Source organism: uncultured Phenylobacterium sp., from assembly GCF_902826855.1.
In the GTDB taxonomy this organism is placed as follows: Bacteria; Pseudomonadota; Alphaproteobacteria; order Caulobacterales; family Caulobacteraceae; genus Phenylobacterium.
This window is the reverse complement of sequence record NZ_CADEGK010000026.1, coordinates 1-18,099: the sequence shown is the minus strand read 5'-3', so window position 1 is coordinate 18,099 and position 18,099 is coordinate 1. Positions and strand designations below refer to the sequence as shown.

The following is an 18,099-nucleotide window of genomic DNA, read 5'->3' as shown; positions in this document are numbered from 1 at the left end:
TGGCGCAAGCAGAGCGGCCTTCCCCTCGGGCCGTCAACCACCGGAACGATGCGGGGCCGAGCGCCAAGGGCGCGGGCCCTGCTACTCTTCGTTCGGGATATTCAACAGCACGCCGCAAGCCTTGCAGTGCACCGCGTCCGGGTCGTGGCGCAGCAGGCCGCAGGTGGGACAGGTGAAGTGCACCTTGTGAGGACGGATGAGCGTCTGCGCCAGGCGCACGAACAGGGTGATCCCGCTGATCATGATCACAATGGTCAGGAGTTTGCCCCAGGCGCCGGGGAGGATGATGTCGCCGAAGCCGGTGGTCGTGAGCGCGGTCACGGTGAAGTAGAGCGCGTCGATGTAGCCCTGGATACCGGGGTGGGCGCGGGCGAAGCTTGCGTAGACGAAGCCGGTCGCGACGAACACGAAGGTGACGAGCGTCGCCAGGGTCTTGGCGACCTCCTCCCAGCGGGTGTCGTCATAGCGCCGGCCGATGGTCTCCCAGAACAGGTCGCTGTGGAACAGCGACCACAGCCGCAGCACCCGCATGAAGGCCAGGTTGAACAGCCAGAGGGGGAACAGCAGCGTCAGCAGGACGAACAGGTCGATCCAGACGCTCGGCCGGCGGATCCAGTCGCGCAAGGTCGGGTAGGCCATGGCGCGCGCGCCGATGTCCAGGGTCAGGACGAAGGCGGCGAGATAGTCAGCGAAGAGATAGGCCGGGTAGTCCCGCAGGAACGGCGCGGCGATGAAGAAGGCGATCAGCAGCAGGTCGATCGCGATGATCCAGAGCCGGAAGCGAACGGCCCGCCGCGACTTGCCGTGGTAGAGCTCGTGCAGCCGGCCCCGCAGGCGCCGGAGCCCTGCCCGCCGCCCGTCGCCCGCCTCGCCAGCGCCCGTCACGTCGCCTCACTCCCCATGAACACTGGCGCCCGCGCCGGTCCGGTCCTCGCCCGCTAACCTCGCGCGGGGCCGGAGGGATCACAAGACAGCCCGAACCTTGACTAGGCGATCAGGCCCTGCAGCCGGGCCGCGGTCTCCCGCACCCGCTCCGGGCCACCCAGCAGTTGGCGGTTCTGGCCGATGCGCTTGAACCAGTAGTGCAGGCCTAGGAGGTCGGTCATGCCGATGCCGCCGTGCACCTCCGTCGATGTCCGGGCGACAAAGCGGCCGATCTCCGACAGGTGCGCCTTGGCGTGGGCGGCCATCAACGGCGCTTCGTCCGGCGCCTTGTCGAAGGCGTAGGCGGCGTACCAGACGAGCGCCCGGGCCGGCTCGAGCTCGGCGGCCATCTCGGCGCAAAGGTGCTTCACCGCCTGGAACGAGCCGATGGTCCGGCCGAACTGCTTGCGCTCCTTGGCGTAGGCGACCGCCTTGTCCAGCATCGACTGGGCGGCGCCCAGCGTGTCGGCCGCGAGCATGACCCAGGCCGCATCGCGCAGGCGCTCCAGCGCCTGGTTGGACGCCAGGGGCTCCGCCGGCGTGTCGCTGAAGGTCAGCTGGCAGAGCGGGCGGGTGGCGTCGATCGAGGGCATCGGCTCGGCGGAATGAGCCAGTTGGGTCAGGTGCAGGCCGCCGGTTCGGTCGGCGACGATCAGCAGGTCGGCGCCGGCGGTGTCCAGGGCGAACAGCGCGGTGCCGGTGACCCGCCCGTTCGCGGCGGCGACGCCGGCGTTCTCGCGCGCGCCGGCGATGGGCTCGGAGATGGCGACGCCGGCGATGGCCTCGCCCGACGCCAGCTTCGGCAACCAGCGGGACTTCTGCTCGTCGGTCCCCGCCAGCATCAGCGCGAGGGGCGCCAGCACGGCCGACCCCAGGAACGGCGTCGGCGCCACCACCCGGCCCAGGGCTTCCGCCGCCAGCGCAGCCTCGACCAGGCCGAGCCCCAGGCCGCCGTATTCCTCCGGGACGAGCAGGCCCGGCAGGCCGAGCTCGGACAAGCCGGCCCAGATGTCCGGCGCCGCGGCCTGGTTCTCGTCGGCGAACCGGCGCACGCGCTCCAGCGGCGACAGGTCGGCCAGCGTGCGGCTCAGGCTGTCCTGCAACAGGGTCTGGTCTTCGGAGAGCGCGAACCGCATCAGGCTTCCACCACTTTGGGTTCGCGCGGCATGCCCAAGCCGCGTTCGGAGATGATGTTCTTCTGGATCTGGGCGGTGCCGCCGCCGATGATCAGGCCCAGGTCGAACATGTAGTTCCGCTGCCAATTGCCCTTGGCGCGCAGGTGCGGCCCATCGTGATAGAGGATGCCCAGCTCACCGAGAGCGTCGATCGCCAGAGCCGCCACCTGGTGGTTCAGTTCGCAGCCCTGCAGCTTCACCACCATCCGCGCGAGGCCGGCGGTGTCGTCGGTCATGGTCCGCAGGCCGTTGAACTTCATCGACAGCACGCGCGCCTGAAGCTGCATCAGCCGGTCGCGGAAGATCGGGTTGTCGATGATCCGCTGGCCGTCGACGGTTTCGCGGCGCATCAGCTCGATCAACGACTTCAGCCGCGCCTCGGTGGCGTTGGGGTCGCCCAGCATGCCCCGCTCGTGCTTCAGCGTGGTGTTGGCCACGAACCAGCCCCGGCCGCGGCCGCCTACCACATTGGCCTTGGGCACGCGGACGTCGGTGAAGAACACCTCGTTGAACTCCGCCTGGCCGGTCATGGACTTCAGCGGACGCACCTCGATCCCCGGCGTGCTCATCGGGAACAGGATGTAGGAGATGCCCTCGTGCTTGGCGGCCTTGGGCTCGGTCCGCACCAGGCAGAAGATCATCTGGGCCTGCATCGCGGTGCTCGTCCAGATCTTCGACCCCGAGATCAGGAAGTCGTCGCCATCCTCGACCGCCTTGGTCTGCAGGTTGGCCAGGTCCGAGCCGGCGCCCGGCTCGGAGTAGCCCTGGCACCAGATGATCTCCCCGCGCAGGGTGGGCCCGATCCAGCGGGTCTTCTGCTCCTCCGAGCCCACTTCCAGGAGGGTCGGGACCAGCATGGAGATGCCCTGCCCGGCCATCCCGCGCGGCGCATTCGCCTCGATGAACGCCTCGGCGATGATCCGGGACTTGAGGATGTCCGGCTCGGCGCCGTACCCGCCATAGGCCTTCGGGATCGTGCGGGCCGCATAGCCGTTGTCGATCAGCAGCTTCTGCCAGGCCTTCGGGTCCTTCGGCGCCCCGCCTTCGTGCTGGTCGGCATGGGCGGCCAGGAAGGCGCGCACCTCGTCGCGGAAGGCGGTGAGCTCCGGCGTGAGCGTCAGGTCCATGGGATGGGTCTCTGCAGCGGCCTGTCACTTACTGCATACGATTTCCCACGGCGCGCAACGGCGCCCTGGCGTCATCCGTTTAGGCTTCGCCCGGACGCGAGAGCACAGAGACGCGAGATGATGAAGCATTGGCCGATCGCCGCCGCAGCCCTGATCGTGGCCAGTTGCTCCACCCCGGGTTCGAACGACCCGTTCGTGGGCTTCGGCCCGGACCCCGCCCTGAAAGCCCCGAAGACGTCGCTGATCCCGATGATCGGCGTGCCCGACGTGGTCGGCTGGGCGGCCGGCGCCGCGCCCCAGGCGCCGCCCGGTTTCGTGGTCACCCGCTACGCCGAGGGCTTGGAACACCCGCGCTGGCTGCTGGCGCTGCCCAACGGCGACGTGCTCGTCGCCGAGTCCGCCGGCCCTGGCGAAAAGGGCGCCAAGGCGAACAAGGGCATCCGGGCCTGGGTCCAGAAGCAGTTGATGAAGAAGGTGGGCTCCGCTGTCCCCAGCGCTGACAGGATCACGCTGCTGCGCGACGCCGATGGGGATGGCGTGGCCGAGACCCGCCACATCTTCGCCCAGGGCCTGAAGTCGCCGTTCGGGATGACGCTGACGGGTGGGCGCATCTACATCGCCAACGCCGACGGGGTGGTGAGCTTCCCCTATCGCGATGGCCAGACCGAGGTCACCGGCGTCGGGGCCGAGGTGCTCCCCCTCCCCGGCGGGCCGATCAACCACCACTGGACCAAGAATGTGGTCGCCACCCCCGACGGCACGAAGCTGTTCGCCACCGTCGGCTCGAACTCCAACATCGGCGAGAACGGCATGTCGGCCGAGGAAGGCCGCGCCGCGATCTGGGTCTACGACATCGCGTCCAAGCAGGCGCGCGTCTACGCCAACGGCCTCCGCAACCCGAACGGCCTCGACTTCGAGCCGACCACCGGGGTCATGTGGACGGTCTCCAACGAGCGCGACGAGATCGGGGCGGACGTGCCGCCCGACTACCTGACCAGCGTGCGCGACGGGGGCTTCTACGGCTGGCCGTACAGCTACTGGGGCAAGCACGTCGACGTGCGGGTGAAACCGCAGCGGCCGGATCTGGTGGCCACGGCCATCACCCCCGACTATGGCCTCGGGCCACACACCGCGTCCCTGGGCCTCACGTTCTACCGCGCCGACGCCTTCCCGGCGCCGTACCGAGGCGGAGCCTTCATCGGCCAGCACGGCTCCTGGAACCGGCAGCCGCTGAGCGGCTACCGCGTGGTCTTCGTGCCCTTTGCGAACGGACGCCCGCAGATGCCGGCCCAGGCCTTCCTCACCGGCTTCCTGAACGCCGACAACAAGATCCAGGGACGGCCGGTAGGGGTGGTCGTGGACGGCAAGGGCGGCTTGCTAGTGGCCGACGATGTGGGCAGCATCGTCTGGCGCGTGGCGGCCCAAGGAAGATGACGTGGTCTCCAACTCTCCCATCGGATCGGCCGACGAGCTGTCCGCCCAGTTGGTGACCGAACTCCCGGTCCGCAGCCTGGCGGAGTCGCTCAGTTTCTACCGGGCGGCCGGCTTCAAGCTGGCGCGCGCGACGGCGGACTTCGGCGTCATCTGCTGGGGCGAGCGCTATCTGCTCCTGGCCGAACGGGCCGGCGTCAGCATCGGTCCCAACCCCGCCAACATCCGGATCATCGTCGCCGACGTCGACGCCCTCTTCGCGCGCGCCGGGGAGCTGGGCTGGCGTGTCCGCCACCCGCTGGCCGACCGGGGCTACGGCCTGCGCGACTTCACCGTTCTGGACCCGGACGGCTACGAGCTACGCTTCGCCGCCCTCGCCTGAGGCGGCCTCCCTCCTAGCGGGCCGCGACGTACCAGTCGTCCACTCTCGACAACGACTCGAACTTGCGGGCGAAACCCTTGGCCGTGAGCAGGTCGAAGATCGCTTGGCGACGGTCGGTGTAGTTGTGCTCGACGGTGATCAGCCGCACGTCGTGGGCGTCGAAGTCGAAGGCGCTGAGGATGTCCAGTTCCGAGCCCTCCGTGTCGAGCGAGAGATAGTCGATCCGGCCCGGCGCGCCCCAGGTCCGCAGCAGGTCGTTCAGCGACACCGTCTCGACGGCGTACCGCCGTCCAACCCGGCGGCTCTCGGCGTGCATGTCGCCGTCGGAATAGCTGTCGATGGTCGCGTGCATGGCCACGGAGGCTTCGTTGAAGAGGACGCTCGCGCCGGTCTCTCCCCAAACGCAGCGTTCGTCGACGGCGCAGGCGCGGTTCTCGCGAAGCTTCGGATACCAGACCCGCGAAGGCTCCACGACGATGCCGGTCCAGGCGAACTGCTTCTCCAGCAGGTAGGTGTTGGAAAAGCTGACGCCGTCGCAGGCGCCGATTTCCACGAAATATCCGCCGGTAGGAGAACCCAGTTCGTAGAGCACCCAAAGCTCCTGCAGCAGCTGCGATTTGCTGCGCGTCAGGTGTTCGAGACAGAAATGGATGAAGGGGAATTCCGGGTGGTCGGTGCGCCACGCGGTCCGGTCGCGCAGGCCGACGAGCAAGGTGAGCAGATCGGCCATGTCCATCGCGGCGCCTCCGGGTCAGCTGCCGAATGACTTGCGCAGGCGGACGTTCAGGTCACCGCCCCACTCCAGGGCGCGCACATCCGTGAAGTTCAGCCGTCCCATGCTGCGCGGACCAACGTAGACCTCGCGGATGCGCTTGGCGTCGCGGAAGTTGATCCCGTTCAGCTCGACCCGGACGCTAAGGTCAGGGGCCGGGCGGTATTCCACGAACAGGATCAGGTAGGGGGAGATCTTCTTTGTCTCGATTTCCGTCAGTCGGAACACACGCTCGCGGATACCCCCCAGCAGGTCGAGGCCCCAGCTCATCCGCCACGCCGGGATCGCCTGGCTGAAGTGCGCTTCCCAGTCGACCGGATGAAGGGTCGAGATCTGTCGGTTGGACACGGTCAGCGGGTCGAGCACGCGTGTGTCGCGCCACGTGACCTGCCCCTTGAACTGCGCCGACTTCAGGCCGAAGCGATCCAGCGGCACGGTGAGCCCGGCGGCGATCTCGGTCTTTGTGCCGCCGCCGATGTTGCCGGGAGCATCCGCCAGGATCTCGCCGCCCGGCCCGAACACCGGCGCCCTGTCGACCACGTCGGTGAGGTCGAAGCGGCGGTAGGTCAGGACGACCGAGCCGTCCTTCCAAAAGCGCCGCTCGACCGCGGCCTCATAGACCCAGGCCTGCTGCGGCGTGAGGTCGGGGTTGCCCGCCACGATCACCCCCGTCGAGGCCACCTGAGGCGAGGCCACGAAGTCGTCGAAGTTGAGCTGGCCCACCTCCCGCTCCACGCGCAGGCGCACCTGGGTCTTGGCGTCCGCCGACCAGGTCAGCGCGGCGCGGGGTTTCCAGAACCGCAGCGACTTCTGCAGCACCACGTCGCCCTCGGAGGTCACCCGCGAGACCTCGTAGCGCCCGCCGGCCTCCAGGACGAGTTGCGGGTTTACCCGCCAGCTGCCGCGCAGGATGGCGTTGCCGCGCAGCTCCTCGACCTTCACGTCGCCGGCCGGCAGCGGCACGGGCCGGCCGTTGACGGCCAGCGATGTCTGGCTGTCCAAGCGGTTGAAGGCGCCCTCGCCGCCCGCCTCGATCTTCACCCCCGCGACCGGGGTGATGTTGAACTGGAGGCGGCCGACGGTTTCGCCGCTGTCGCGGTCGAGCGCAAAGTCGCGCGTCAGGCCGGGACCCTCGAAGTGCGAGCGTTGTTCCTGCAGGAAGAACTGCTGGAATAGCAGGGCGTCCAGGGTGACCCGGTCGGAGAGCCGGCGGGTGAACCGCGCCCCCGCCTCATGCTGCCCGCGCTTGTTCGGCGTCTTCTCGTACTCGACCCCGCCGGCGATGCGATCGGTGTCGTAGATCTCGGTGACGCCCTTGTTGAACTGGATCGTCCCCGTCAGGTTCAGCTGACCCCCCATGAACGGGGTGGCGAAGGCGCCGGTCGTCTGGAGGCGGTGGCCGTGTGAATCCGCGTCGACCTCGGAATCGATGATGCGCACTCCGGCGGCCGAGAAACGCCGCCGATGGCCGTCCCCGATTTCATCGTTGGGGAAGTGGCCGGTGGAGAAGGTCTGGCTCACTTCGGCCGAGCGTCCGCCGGGCAGGCTCCATTGGCCTTCAAACCGCACGCCGGGCAGGAAACGGCCGTCGTAGATGGCGTTGAAGTAGGGCTGGGCCGAGCCGCGGAATCCCGCTTCCTGGCGGCGAACCACGTTGGCCACGACCGTACGGCCTTCCATGTCGATGCCGGGCGCGCCGCCGCGGATCACCTCCACCCGTTCGACCGAGCCGGCCGGGATGCGCCGCAGTATTTCCTCCAGGGGGTCGTTCTTGGCGAGCGGTGAATGGCCATCGATGATGACGTTGCCGCCGGCGCCTTCCAGGCCCCGGACCATCGTCCCCCTGTCGAAGGTGAAGCCTGGCAACCGGATCACCATGTCGTAGGCGCTCACCGGCTTCAGGTCGGCGAAGAAGCTGGGCGGATAGGCCGTGACCCCGCGCTCCGCCGACGCCGGGGGAGGCGTGGGCGGGGCGGCAGCCTGCGCCGCCGCCAGCGGCGCGGCGGCCGCGGCGATCAGTATCCAGGGCCCCATTGGTGGGCGTTCCCTCCCAGGAACAGCCAGTGTCACCCGCTTCGAACGGCTAAGCTACCGCCGTTCAGTTGGCTGCGACGATTTAGGACAAGCGGGTGCGCCTTTGGCGTAACGGGCGTCTGACGTCAGACGCGCCCGGTCACCGGGATCAGCGCGCCGGTGACGGCTACGGCCGCCTCGCTGGCCAGGAACAGCATCACCGCCGCCAGGTCGTCCGGCGCCACCCAGTCGGCGGGGTTGGCCTTGGGCATGTCGGCGCGGTTGGCGGCGGTGTCGAGGATGGACGGCAGCACCGCGTTGACGGTGACGTTGTCGCCCTTGAGCTCCTCGGCCAGGGACTGGGTCAGGGCATGCACGCCGGCCTTCGAGGCCGCGTACGGGCCCATTCCCAGCGACGCCTTGAGCGCCGCGTTCGCGCCCACGTTGACGATCCGCCCGGCCGCGCTGCGCTTCAGGTGCGGGATGGCCGCGCGGCAGGCGTTCATGGCGGTCAGGACGTTCAGCCGGTAGAGGCCGGGCCAAGTTTCGTAGGCGCCCTCCTGCACCGTCTGCCAGGAAAACCCGCCAGCGATGTTCAACAGCGCGTCGATATCGCCGAAATGGTCGGCGACAGCGTCCATCGCCGCGCCGGCCTGCACAGCATCAGTCAGGTCGACGCCGCCCAGCACCAGGGCGCCGTCGGGCGTCGGACCTTCGCTGGCGAAGTCGATCAGGGCCACGCGCGCGCCCTGCCCCGCCGCCGCCTTGGCGACCGCGGAGCCCAGGACGCCGAACGCGCCGGTGATCGCCAGAACGCGTCCGGCCATGCGCGAGACTAGAGCCGCTCGACGATGGTGACGTTGGCCAGGCCGCCGCCTTCGCACATGGTCTGCAGGCCATAGCGCTTGCCGCGGGCCTTCAGCGCGTTCAGCAACGTCGCCATCAGCTTGGTGCCCGACGCGCCCAGCGGATGGCCCAGCGCGATCGCGCCGCCGTTGACGTTCAGGCGCTCCGGATCGGCGCCGGTCTTCTGCAGCCAGGCCACCGGGACGGAGGCGAAGGCCTCGTTGACCTCGAACAGATCAATGTCGTCGATCGACATGCCGGCCTTCTTCAGCGCCCGTTCGGTCGCCGGGATCGGGGCTTCCAGCATGACCACCGGGTCATGGCCGATGACCGACAGGTGATGGATGCGGGCCAGCGGCGTCAGGCCGTACTCCTTCAGGGCGCGCTCGGAGACGATCATGACGCCCGACGCGCCATCGCAGATTTGGCTGGATGTCGCCGCGGTGATCGCGCCGCCTTCCTGCAGGAGCTTCACGCCCTTCATGGCTTCCAGGCTGGCTTCGAACCGAATGCCTTCGTCGGCGTCGTGGCGCACCGTGTTACCCTCGGCGTCCTTGCCGTCGAGGACGAGGATCTCGTCCTTGAACGCGCCGCCCTGGGTGGCCGCGATGGCGTTCTGGTGGCTGCGGTAACCGAACTCGTCGAGTTGGTCCTTCGTCAGGCCGTACTTCTTGGCGATCATCTCGGCGCCGGCGAACTGGCTGAACTGGATGTTCGGGTAGCGGGCTTCCTGGTTCGGGCTCTTCGGGTTCCCCATGCCGGCCTTCAGCGGCAGGATCACCGACATGCCCATAGGGGCGCGGGTCATGCTTTCGACACCGGCGGCGATCACCACGTCCTGGGTGCCGCTCATCACCCCCTGAGCGGCGAAGTGCAGGGCCTGCTGGGACGAGCCGCACTGGCGGTCCACCGAGGTGGCCGGCACGCTTTCCGGCAGCTTGGAGGACAGCACAGCGTTGCGGGCGATGTTGGTGGACTGCTCTCCGGCCTGCGTCACGCAGCCCATGATCACGTCCTCGATCACGGCCGGGTCGATCCCGGTGCGCGCGACCAGGTCGTCCAGCACCGCGCCGGCCAGGTCGGAGGGGTGCCAATCGCGAAGGCGGCCGCCCTTGCGGCCACCGGCGGTGCGGGATGCGGCGACGATATAGGCCTCGGCCATGGAAGTGCTCCGTATGCTGTCGCGCCGCCACGAGAGGAGGGGCCGCGCGTCGAAATCCGCTCTACTCAGGCGCCCCAACGTAACACAACGCGAGCCCCCTCCTCACGCGAAGGTCGCGTTCAGAATTCGCTCCAGCCACGCCTGGTCGATCCCGTCGAAGGCCGCCTTCCGGTCCGAATCCACGTCGAATACCGCGATCAGGCGTCCGGCATCGTCGAACACCGGCACGACGATTTCGCTGGCCGAGCGGCCGTCGCAGGCGATGTGGCCGGGGAAGGCGTGGACGTCTTCCACCACCTGCGTCCGCCGCTGGGCCGCCGCCGCGCCGCAGACCCCGCGGCCGAAGGCGATGCGCATGCAGCCGAGGCTTCCCTGGTAGGGGCCGACTACCAGTTCGTCGCCCTTGGCGGGATCGACTACGTAGAAGCCGGTCCAGAAGTAGTGGTCGAAGCTGTTCGCCAGCATGGACGTGACGGTGGCCATCCGGGCGACGAGGTTCGGCTCGCCGTCCAGCACCGCGGCGATCTCCTCGGCGACCGCCGCATAGCGTTCGGCCTTCTCGGTGGGCAGGACGGTCTCGTTGAACGCTTCGGCCATGGCTGGATAGATAGGGCCGGCCGTCTGCCGGACAAAGCCCCGCTCGCGCGGCGAGCGCCAGAGGCGATTTCGGCTCGCGCGTGGGTTGCATACACGTGCAAAATCCCAGAGACCGTGGTTTATTCGGCGACACGCTGGTCGGGGGACATAGCCACATGGCGCGCGAGGCGCCCTATAGCAGCATGCGCGTGGCGGCCCGCCTCGCGAACGCGTTCGCCTTGGACCTGGTGAAGCTGGCCGGGTTGGGGCGCGGCGTGGTTGACGGCGTGCTGATGGCGGCGATCCGACAGGCCAACGTCGCCCAGATCAACCGCAGTCCGGACCTCCAGCGGGCCTACGCCACCCTCGACCAGCCGCCGCCTGACGATATGCGCCGGCCGGTGAGCATCAGCGCGATCGCCAACTCCCTGCGGATGCCGTTCGAGACCGCCCGGCGGCGTGTCGCGGCGCTGAAGGCCCTCGGCGTCGTCGTCGCCACCCCGCGCGGAGTGATCATCCCGGCGGCCTTGCTCGACACCCCGGCCTTCCGCCACGCCGCCGAGGCGCACTACGCCCTGGTCCGCAACCTCTACTTCCGGCTGAGGGCCATCGGTCTGCTGGACGACCTTCCGCGGCCGAACGGACCGCCGTTCAATCCGGAGCATCCGCCGGTCCGGCTGGCGGTACGACTGTCGTCCGACTACCTGCTGCGGCTGGCCGAACCGATCAACCTGCACATCGGCGACCTGGTTTCCGGCCTGATCATGATGGACGTGATCCACGCCAACACCGAGCACCTTCCGGACTCCGAGGGCGGCGAGGACGGCGACTGGTCCCCGGGCCGATTCGTCCCGGACCGCCTGCGCCAACCGGCGCGCGCGGCGGTCCTGTCCGAACGCCTCGGCATCGCCCAGGAGACGGTGCGCCGGCGTCTGGCGCGCCTGCTCCAGGAGGATCGATGCGAACGCGTGAACGACGGCTACATCGTTCCCAGCCGGATTCTGGCCCGCGAACCGTTCGTCCAGTTCATGGTGGACAATCAGTCGCACCTGCACCGCCTGTTCGCCGGATTGGCGGATTTCGGCGTTCTCTCCGAGTGGGAACGCGAGATTCTCGCGTTGCGGGGCGCGGCCTGACCGAAACGAGAACGTGTCACACCCCCAAAATGGGTATGCGGGGGTTTTCAATGGGCGCTACGGCGCCTCAACTTAAGGACGTACCTCGGGGGAGGTACCGAAGCGGGGGGCGCGCCATCGGGGTTTGGCGCGGCCCCCGCATCACCAGGTCGGGGGCAAATGACCAAACCATTGGAACGCGAACTCGAAGCAGTCGCCGTACTCGGCGACAATGTCATCGGTCGGGGCGACGGGCCCCATCCGGTCGACCGTCACGTCGGCCTGCGGATTCGCATGCGCCGGAAGGAAATGGGTGTCAGCCAGGAGCGTCTGGCCGAGGCGCTCGGCATCACCTTTCAGCAGGTGCAGAAGTACGAACGCGGCGCCAACCGCGTGTCGGCTTCCAAGCTCTGGGAGATCGCGGGGGCCCTGCGCACGCCGGTGGCCTATTTCTACGATGGGCTGGGTGACCAGGACGGCGCGGCGGCCCAGCGGGACTCCGCCCAGGAATTCCTGCTCTCCTCGGAGGGCATCGAACTGATGGCGGTGTTCCCGCGGATCACCGAACCGGCGATCCGCCGCAAGATCGTGGAACTGGTCCGCGTGGTGGCCGAGGAAAGCTGACGCCGCACTCCCTCCCGTCTGGGAGGGAACAGGCTCACGCGACCTGCGACCCTACCCGGTCCATCCCTTCGCCTTCGACCGCCGCGCAGAGTGCGGCGAACAGGACGGCGGCCTCGATCGGCTTGGCCACGTGGGTGTCCATGCCGGTGGCCAGGTACTGCTCCACCTGGTGGGCCATGGCGTTGGCGGTGAGCGCGATGATCGGCGTGCGGACGCGCCCTGTCTCCAGTTCGCGGCCGCGGATCTTCGCCGTGGCGGTGAGGCCGTCCATCACCGGCATCTGGACGTCCATGAGGATGACGTCCCACTGGGCGCTTTCCCAGGCCTCGACGGCCGCCTGGCCGTTTTCGACGATCGTCGGATCGACGCCCAGCTGGTGCAGCAGGGTCTTCAGGACCAGCTGGTTGACCGTGTTGTCCTCCGCCGCGAGCACCCGGATCGCCGCCGACGTCAACTCAGGCGGCGGCGCCGGCGCCAGCACGGCCGGAGCCTTGGCGTCGCCAATGCGCGGCAGGTTCAGGCGCAGGGTGAAGCAGGAGCCCTTGCCCAGCTCGCTCTCCACCAGGATGTCGCCATCCATCAGGTGGGCAAGCTCGCGGCAGATCGACAGGCCCAGGCCCGTGCCGCCGAACTGGCGGGTGGTCGATGAGTCCAGTTGGTCGAACTTGCCGAACAGGCGGCAGAGGTTCTCGTTGGAGATGCCAAGCCCGGTGTCGCGCACCGACAGCACCAGGGTCTCGGCGTCCCGCGTCGCCACAACGCGGATCTCGCCCTCTTCGGTGAACTTCAGGGCGTTGGAGATCAGGTTGTAGAGGATCTGGCGCAGGCGTGTTGGATCACCCTGGTAGCGCCCGGCCGCCTCCTCGATGTCGAGGCAGAACGACAGGCCCTTCTTGTTGGCGAGCGCGGTGAAGGCCGAGTGCGCGCCCCGCGCCACCTCGCCCAGGTCGAACTCGATAGATTCCAGCTCCAGCTTGCCGGCCTCGATCTTGGAGAGGTCCAGGAGATCGTTGAGAATGGCGAGCAGGCTCTCGCCGGACCGGTGGATGACGCTCAGGCGGTCGCGTTGCCGGTCTGACAGCTCCTCGGCGGCCATGGCCTGGGCCATGCCCAGCACCCCGTTCAGCGGGGTGCGGATCTCGTGGCTCATCGTGGCCAGGAACACGCTCTTGGCCTGGTTGGCCGCCTCCGCGGCGACTTGGTTCTCCTGCGCCTTGGCGCGCGCTGTACGCAGGGCCAGCCGGGAGTTCGCCAGGATCTTGCGCGAGAAATAGAGGCAGTTGGCCAGGGTGACGGCGGCGCACGCGGCGACGGCGCAGGCCTGGACTTCGAAGCCGGCGCTCCAGACCAGGCGTCCGATGACGAAGGAAAGCGTCAGGACATAGGGCGCGAGGAACAGCCGGTACTGCAGCACGTCGGCGTAGTACTGCAGCAGCACATAGATACTGGCGACCAGGGTGGCGAGGAGGGCGAAGGCCATCGCCAGCGGCTCGTCCGTCATCCAGAGCGCGACGATCGGCAGGCACTGGAGGATGCTGAAGAAGGTGCTTTGCGCCGTGCTGATCCGCCAGACGCGCCTGGCCTCGACCGGTGTCGCCGCACGGCCCATGGCCTGCACCAGGTAGGTGTTGCCGATGAGGCTGAGCACGACGACGGCGAACCAGGGCGCGGCCCAGGCCCAGCCGACGTAGACGCCGGCGGCGGTCATCATCGATCCGGCGGAGACAATTCGCGGAAGGTAGTTCCGCGAGGACGCCGCGAAGAACGCGAAGCGCGACGCGCCTGCATCCGCCGGCGGCTGTGTCGCCCCGTGGCTGAGGACCTGGTCGGCCAACAGCGTTCCCCCAGATTATTTTGGCGGAAGGTAGGGGCGGCGAGTTAACCGTAAGTCAATCGGCCAAGGCCCGCGAAATCTCCGCGCGCCATGTCGGGCGCGGAGGGCTACGAGCGTCTTCCAAGCATTCGAGTCCCCTGGAGGCCCCATGAGAGCCATGCCCCTCGTCGCCATCGTCGCTGCGGCGTCTGCCCTGACGCTCGCCGGGTGTTCACCCCCGAAGCCGGCGGCAGAGCCAAAGGCGGCCGCTGCGCCCGCCGCGGCCCAGGCCCAGGCGCCGAACGAAGCGCCCGCGGGCGTCTATTACCTGGACCTGTCGCACACGAGCGTGAACTTCCGCCTCTCCCACCTCGGCATCTCCAACTACACGCTCCGCTTCACCAAGGCCGCTGGCGAACTCGCGTTCGACCCCGCCAATCCGGCGGCCCAGAGCGTCACCGCCACGATCGACGCACGCTCGGTGCAGACCAACTACCCCGACGCCGCCACGCTGGATTTCGACAGCAAGGTCGAAAAGGAGTTCCTGGACGCCGAGCGCTTCCCGCAGATCACGTTCAAGTCCACGAAGGTGGAGCCCACCGGGCCGAAGACCGCCAAGCTCACCGGTGACCTGACCCTGCGCGGAGTGACCAAGCCGATCACGCTCGAGGCCACCTTCAACGGCGGCTACAAGCCCAACGCATACGACCCGATGGGCGCCCGGATCGGGTTCTCCGCAAAGGGGACGTTCAAGCGCTCCGATTTCGGGATGACCTACGGCCTTCCGGCGCCAGGCACGACCATGGGCGTCGGCGACGACGTCGACGTCGCCATCGAAGCCGAGTTCACCAGCAAGAAGGCCCCCTAGGCACAGCGCGTTCGTCAGGGGCGGTTGCGGGCCGCGACCGCCTCGTAGGCCGCCTGCAGCTCCGCCAGCACCGAGGGGCCGTCGCCGCCCTTGCCCAGGTGGCGGCGGCGCAGTTCCTCCATGAAGGCGTCCCACATCGGCTGGCCGCCGGCCTCCAGCAGCTTGGCGCGGATGGAGAGTTCCTCGCTGACGGCCAGGTGGCGCGTACCCCAGCCACCGATAAGCGCCAGGATCGGCGCCAGCTGTATGGCCGGCTCGGTCAGGCTGTAGATCGCCTTCTGCTTGTGGCTGGGGTCGTCGGCACGGGTGATCAGGCCTTCCGCCATCAGCTTCTTCAGCCGGTCGGCAAGGATGTTGGACGCGATCCCTTCCTCCGATCGGGTCAGGAGCTCGCGGAAGTGGCGACGGTCCCCGAACATCATGTCGCGCAGGACCAGCAGGCTCCAGCGGTCCCCGAGGATCTCGAGGGTCAGGTTGATCGGACAACCGGATCGGAGCGCGTGGGACTGGGCCATGACTGATTGCATAGTTTCATCAGTCGCGCGGAACACAAGCGGGTTCGCCGCCGGTGCGGCGCGTACGGTTCGATCCACCGATTTTGTACGGCTGGTATGGCCAAAAAAATTTGGCTAGGCCGCCGGAGGCGAGGACAGCCCTTCGAACAGGGGCCGGACGTAGTGGTCGACCGTCTCCGCCGGTTCGAGGTCCGGCGTGAAGTAGCGCAGGTCGACGGCGGCGTTGATCGCCGCCGTGATCACCTGGGCGGCGATGTTCACCTCCACGGGCGCGATCGAGCCGTCGGCGATCCCGTCGCAGAGGATCGAGGCGACGCGATAGGAGATGCGGTTGAACCGCTGCATCAGCTCGGCGCGGATGGTTTCCGGCACCGTGGTCAGCGCCGAGGTCCTGAGCAGCGGCGCCTGGCCGCGGGTCTGGTGGTCGATCAGGGCCGTGACCGCGCTGGCCAGCACCTCCAGTCCGGACCCGCCGGCCTCTTCGGCCGCATGGATCGCCGACCACATGATCTCGAACGTGCGTTCGAAGCAGGCCACCACCAGCTCATCCTTGGTCTCGTTGTGGTGGTAGAACGCGCCCTTCGAGACATTCAGCCTGGCTGAGATCCGCTCCACGGAGGCCCCGTGGTAGCCTTCCTGGTTGATCAGCTCGGTGGCGGCGCGCAGGAACAGCTCGCATGAGGCGTGGGCGGTCGGGTCCGGCTTGCGCATCACCGGCGCGGGCCGGCGGCGCGGCCAGGCGTGGCCCGCCCCGATCATGCCTCCGGTCAACACCGCGCTCATTCGCTCGGCTGTGCGAGGATAGTCCGCCGCCTCGACCTGGTTCAGCCAGGCCGGAATCCACAGCACTTCCGAGAGCAGCAGGTGCGCGCGCGCGTTGCGGTGGCGCCGCGACAGGACCTCCCGGCCGGCCAGCAGGCCGCGGAAGGCGCGGAACATGCTCACGTAGGCGTCGTTGACCGGCGGGCAGTTCAGGGCCCGCACGTCGTTGAATACGGGGAACGGGTCGGCCTCCCCCAGGTCGATCCGGCGCCTATGTTCGAAATAGGCGTGGATGAACGCGCCCACGCGGACCGTGTCGGTCGCCCCGTCCGCACAGGGGGCGAGCAGCGCCTGATAGCTTTCCAGGCCCTTGAGGAAGGCGGCGGCCGCCAGGTCTTCCTTGTTCTTGAAGTAGTAGATGACGCCGGTTGGCACGAGGGCGAGGCGGGCGGCCACGTCGCCCAGGGTCATGCCCCGCACGCCGTTGCGGTTCATTTCCTCGATCGCCGAGCGCACGATGGCGTGGCGCTTGGCCTGATAGCGGTGCGTCGGCGCGCGGCGGCCCGCGGGCATTTCCGTCGTCACCACGTCGTCGGGTCTCGTCATTTGCGCCCTTCTAGCGAAGATTGCGGGCCGGCTCTATGCCGCCCGGGCGACATCACGCCCGTTGTCGCTCGTCTGTACGACCGGTACGTGTCGTGGGGTGCTCTGGGAGAGATCGCGATGCTGCTCGAAGGTCTGAAGGTAGTGGAGATGTCGACCTGGGTGGCCGCCCCGAGCAGTGCGACGGTGCTGGCGGACTGGGGCGCCGAGGTGGTCAAGGTGGAGAGCCCGCAGGGCGATGTCACCCGGTTCTTCTTCGTCGATCCGAACGGCCAGACCCCCACCTTCGCCAACGACAATCGCGGCAAGAAGGGCGTGGTGCTGGACACGACCCGGCCGGAGGGCCGCGCGGCGCTGAAGGCCCTCCTGCGCCAGGCCGACGTCTTCATCACCAACGTTCGGCCGGGCTCGATGAAGAAGCTCGGGCTCGACTACGACACCCTGAAGACCGAATGCCCCCGGCTGATCTACGCCGCGGTCACCGGCCACGGCCTCACCGGGCCCTACGCCGACATGCCCGCCTTCGACATGACCGCCTTCTGGGCCCGCACCGGCGTCGCCCACGCCACCATCCCACCCGATCAGGAGCCGTTCACATCGCGCGCGGGCTTCGGCGACCATGTGACGGCGATCATCACGGTGGCCGGCATCCTGGCGGCGCTGCACGAGCGCCACGCCACCGGTCGGGGTCGCCTGGTGGAAAGCAGCCTGATCCGGGCCGGAGCCTTCGTGATCAGCTGGGACCTGGCCCTCCAGCTGCGCTACGGCGAGGTGGTCACCGCCCAGCCGCGCAACGACCGGCCATCCGGCCTGCAAGGCTTCTTCCGCACCAAGGACGACCGCTACATCTCCATCCTGCCGCGGTCGCAGGACTGCTTCGCCAACGTGATGATCGCGATCGATCGGCCCGAGCTGGTGGCCGATCCGCGGTTCGCACCGCCGATCGTCGATCTCGACATCAACCGCGAGGTCCGCGCCATCTGCGACGAGGGCTATGGCAAGCTGACGCTCGCCGAAGCCGGCGCGCGGCTGGACGAGGTCGACGTGGCCTGGGCGCCGATGGCGACGCTGAAGGAGTTCGCAGAGTCGGACCTGGCTGAGTTCGCGGGCTGTTTCGTGGACGTCGACGACGGCTTCGGCGGGAGCTTCCGCGCCCCCGCCGCCCCCGTGCGCTTCCCGGAAGGTGCGCCCAGGGTCGGCCGCGCCGCGCCGTTCCTCGGCCAGCACACGCGCGAAGTCCTGGAGGCCGCCGGCCTCACGCCCGAGGAGATTGCGGCTGTCCTCTGACCTGGCGGGATTTCCGCTGTCGTTCGGCGAAGGCCTGGTGATTCCAAACCCCTGTCATCCCGGCCGCAGCGAAGCGGAGAGCCGGGACCCAGGAGCCGCCGCAC

Annotated in this window: 17 protein-coding genes; 6 read left to right on the top strand and 11 right to left on the bottom strand. The window is 68.6% G+C overall.

The window, feature by feature from the left end:
* Positions 1-81 precede the first annotated feature (81 nt).
* From QZV94_RS05945 to QZV94_RS05935, 3 genes are all read right to left on the bottom strand, one after another.
* The gene (locus tag QZV94_RS05945; RefSeq protein WP_293676889.1) at positions 82-885 is read right to left on the bottom strand and encodes a potassium channel family protein; all 804 of its coding nucleotides are present in this window, start codon (positions 883-885) and stop codon (positions 82-84) included.
* Between the two features lie 101 nt (positions 886-986).
* On the bottom strand, positions 987-2,060 hold the full coding sequence (locus QZV94_RS05940; RefSeq protein ID WP_293676888.1) for an acyl-CoA dehydrogenase family protein: 1,074 nt from the start codon (positions 2,058-2,060) through the stop codon (positions 987-989).
* A complete protein-coding gene (locus QZV94_RS05935) occupies positions 2,060-3,226 on the bottom strand; it encodes an acyl-CoA dehydrogenase family protein (RefSeq protein ID WP_293676887.1) in 1,167 nt (388 codons plus the stop codon). Before QZV94_RS05935 ends, QZV94_RS05940 begins: the two co-directional genes overlap by 1 nt.
* A gap of 117 nt (positions 3,227-3,343) precedes the next feature.
* On the opposite strand from QZV94_RS05935, the gene QZV94_RS05930 reads away from it, so the two are divergent.
* Both QZV94_RS05930 and QZV94_RS05925 read left to right on the top strand, forming a co-directional pair.
* Entirely contained in the window at positions 3,344-4,660 is a 1,317-nt protein-coding gene (locus QZV94_RS05930) for a sorbosone dehydrogenase family protein (protein WP_293676886.1), read from the top strand.
* Position 4,661: 1 nt separating this feature from the next.
* Positions 4,662-5,039: a VOC family protein gene (locus QZV94_RS05925; RefSeq protein WP_293676885.1), complete on the top strand. Its 378-nt coding sequence runs from the start codon at positions 4,662-4,664 to the stop codon at positions 5,037-5,039.
* A 13-nt stretch (positions 5,040-5,052) separates the two neighbouring features.
* On the opposite strand, the gene QZV94_RS05920 is transcribed toward QZV94_RS05925, so the two are convergent.
* From QZV94_RS05920 to QZV94_RS05900, 5 genes are all read right to left on the bottom strand, one after another.
* The gene (locus tag QZV94_RS05920; protein WP_293676884.1) at positions 5,053-5,775 is read right to left on the bottom strand and encodes an FkbM family methyltransferase; all 723 of its coding nucleotides are present in this window, start codon (positions 5,773-5,775) and stop codon (positions 5,053-5,055) included.
* 15 nt (positions 5,776-5,790) lie between these two features.
* Positions 5,791-7,845: a TonB-dependent siderophore receptor gene (locus QZV94_RS05915; protein WP_293676883.1), complete on the bottom strand. Its 2,055-nt coding sequence runs from the start codon at positions 7,843-7,845 to the stop codon at positions 5,791-5,793.
* A 125-nt stretch (positions 7,846-7,970) separates the two neighbouring features.
* Positions 7,971-8,651, bottom strand: a complete 681-nt coding sequence (locus QZV94_RS05910; RefSeq protein WP_293676882.1) for an SDR family NAD(P)-dependent oxidoreductase — start codon at positions 8,649-8,651, stop codon at positions 7,971-7,973.
* An 8-nt stretch (positions 8,652-8,659) separates the two neighbouring features.
* The gene (locus tag QZV94_RS05905) at positions 8,660-9,832 is read right to left on the bottom strand and encodes an acetyl-CoA C-acetyltransferase (protein ID WP_293676881.1); all 1,173 of its coding nucleotides are present in this window, start codon (positions 9,830-9,832) and stop codon (positions 8,660-8,662) included.
* A gap of 102 nt (positions 9,833-9,934) precedes the next feature.
* Positions 9,935-10,429, bottom strand: a complete 495-nt coding sequence (locus QZV94_RS05900; RefSeq protein WP_293676880.1) for a GAF domain-containing protein — start codon at positions 10,427-10,429, stop codon at positions 9,935-9,937.
* A gap of 155 nt (positions 10,430-10,584) precedes the next feature.
* Here QZV94_RS05900 and QZV94_RS05895 point away from each other — a divergent pair, with 155 nt between their 5' ends.
* Positions 10,585-11,544, top strand: a complete 960-nt coding sequence (locus QZV94_RS05895; RefSeq protein WP_293676879.1) for a hypothetical protein — start codon at positions 10,585-10,587, stop codon at positions 11,542-11,544.
* Positions 11,545-11,703: 159 nt separating this feature from the next.
* Complete coding sequence (locus tag QZV94_RS05890) at positions 11,704-12,147, top strand: helix-turn-helix transcriptional regulator (RefSeq protein ID WP_293676878.1); 444 nt, start codon at positions 11,704-11,706, stop codon at positions 12,145-12,147.
* Positions 12,148-12,181: 34 nt separating this feature from the next.
* Here QZV94_RS05890 and QZV94_RS05885 read toward each other — a convergent pair whose 3' ends face one another.
* Positions 12,182-13,981, bottom strand: coding sequence for an ATP-binding protein (locus QZV94_RS05885; protein ID WP_293676877.1), 1,800 nt, complete (start codon positions 13,979-13,981; stop codon positions 12,182-12,184).
* 148 nt (positions 13,982-14,129) lie between these two features.
* Between QZV94_RS05885 and QZV94_RS05880 the strand changes: the two genes are divergently transcribed.
* The gene (locus tag QZV94_RS05880; RefSeq protein WP_293676876.1) at positions 14,130-14,828 is read left to right on the top strand and encodes a YceI family protein; all 699 of its coding nucleotides are present in this window, start codon (positions 14,130-14,132) and stop codon (positions 14,826-14,828) included.
* A gap of 14 nt (positions 14,829-14,842) precedes the next feature.
* Here the strand turns inward: QZV94_RS05880 and QZV94_RS05875 are convergent, their stop codons facing one another.
* Together QZV94_RS05875 and QZV94_RS05870 are read right to left on the bottom strand one after the other, a co-directional pair.
* On the bottom strand, positions 14,843-15,343 hold the full coding sequence (locus tag QZV94_RS05875) for a helix-turn-helix domain-containing protein (protein ID WP_293676875.1): 501 nt from the start codon (positions 15,341-15,343) through the stop codon (positions 14,843-14,845).
* A gap of 114 nt (positions 15,344-15,457) precedes the next feature.
* Positions 15,458-16,711 carry a TetR/AcrR family transcriptional regulator gene (locus QZV94_RS05870; protein ID WP_293676874.1) on the bottom strand — a complete coding sequence of 418 codons (1,254 nt, stop codon included), beginning with the start codon at positions 16,709-16,711 and terminating at the stop codon, positions 15,458-15,460.
* A gap of 117 nt (positions 16,712-16,828) precedes the next feature.
* Here QZV94_RS05870 and QZV94_RS05865 point away from each other — a divergent pair, with 117 nt between their 5' ends.
* Positions 16,829-17,995, top strand: a complete 1,167-nt coding sequence (locus QZV94_RS05865; protein ID WP_293676873.1) for a CaiB/BaiF CoA-transferase family protein — start codon at positions 16,829-16,831, stop codon at positions 17,993-17,995.
* The last annotated feature ends 104 nt before the right edge of the window (positions 17,996-18,099 follow it).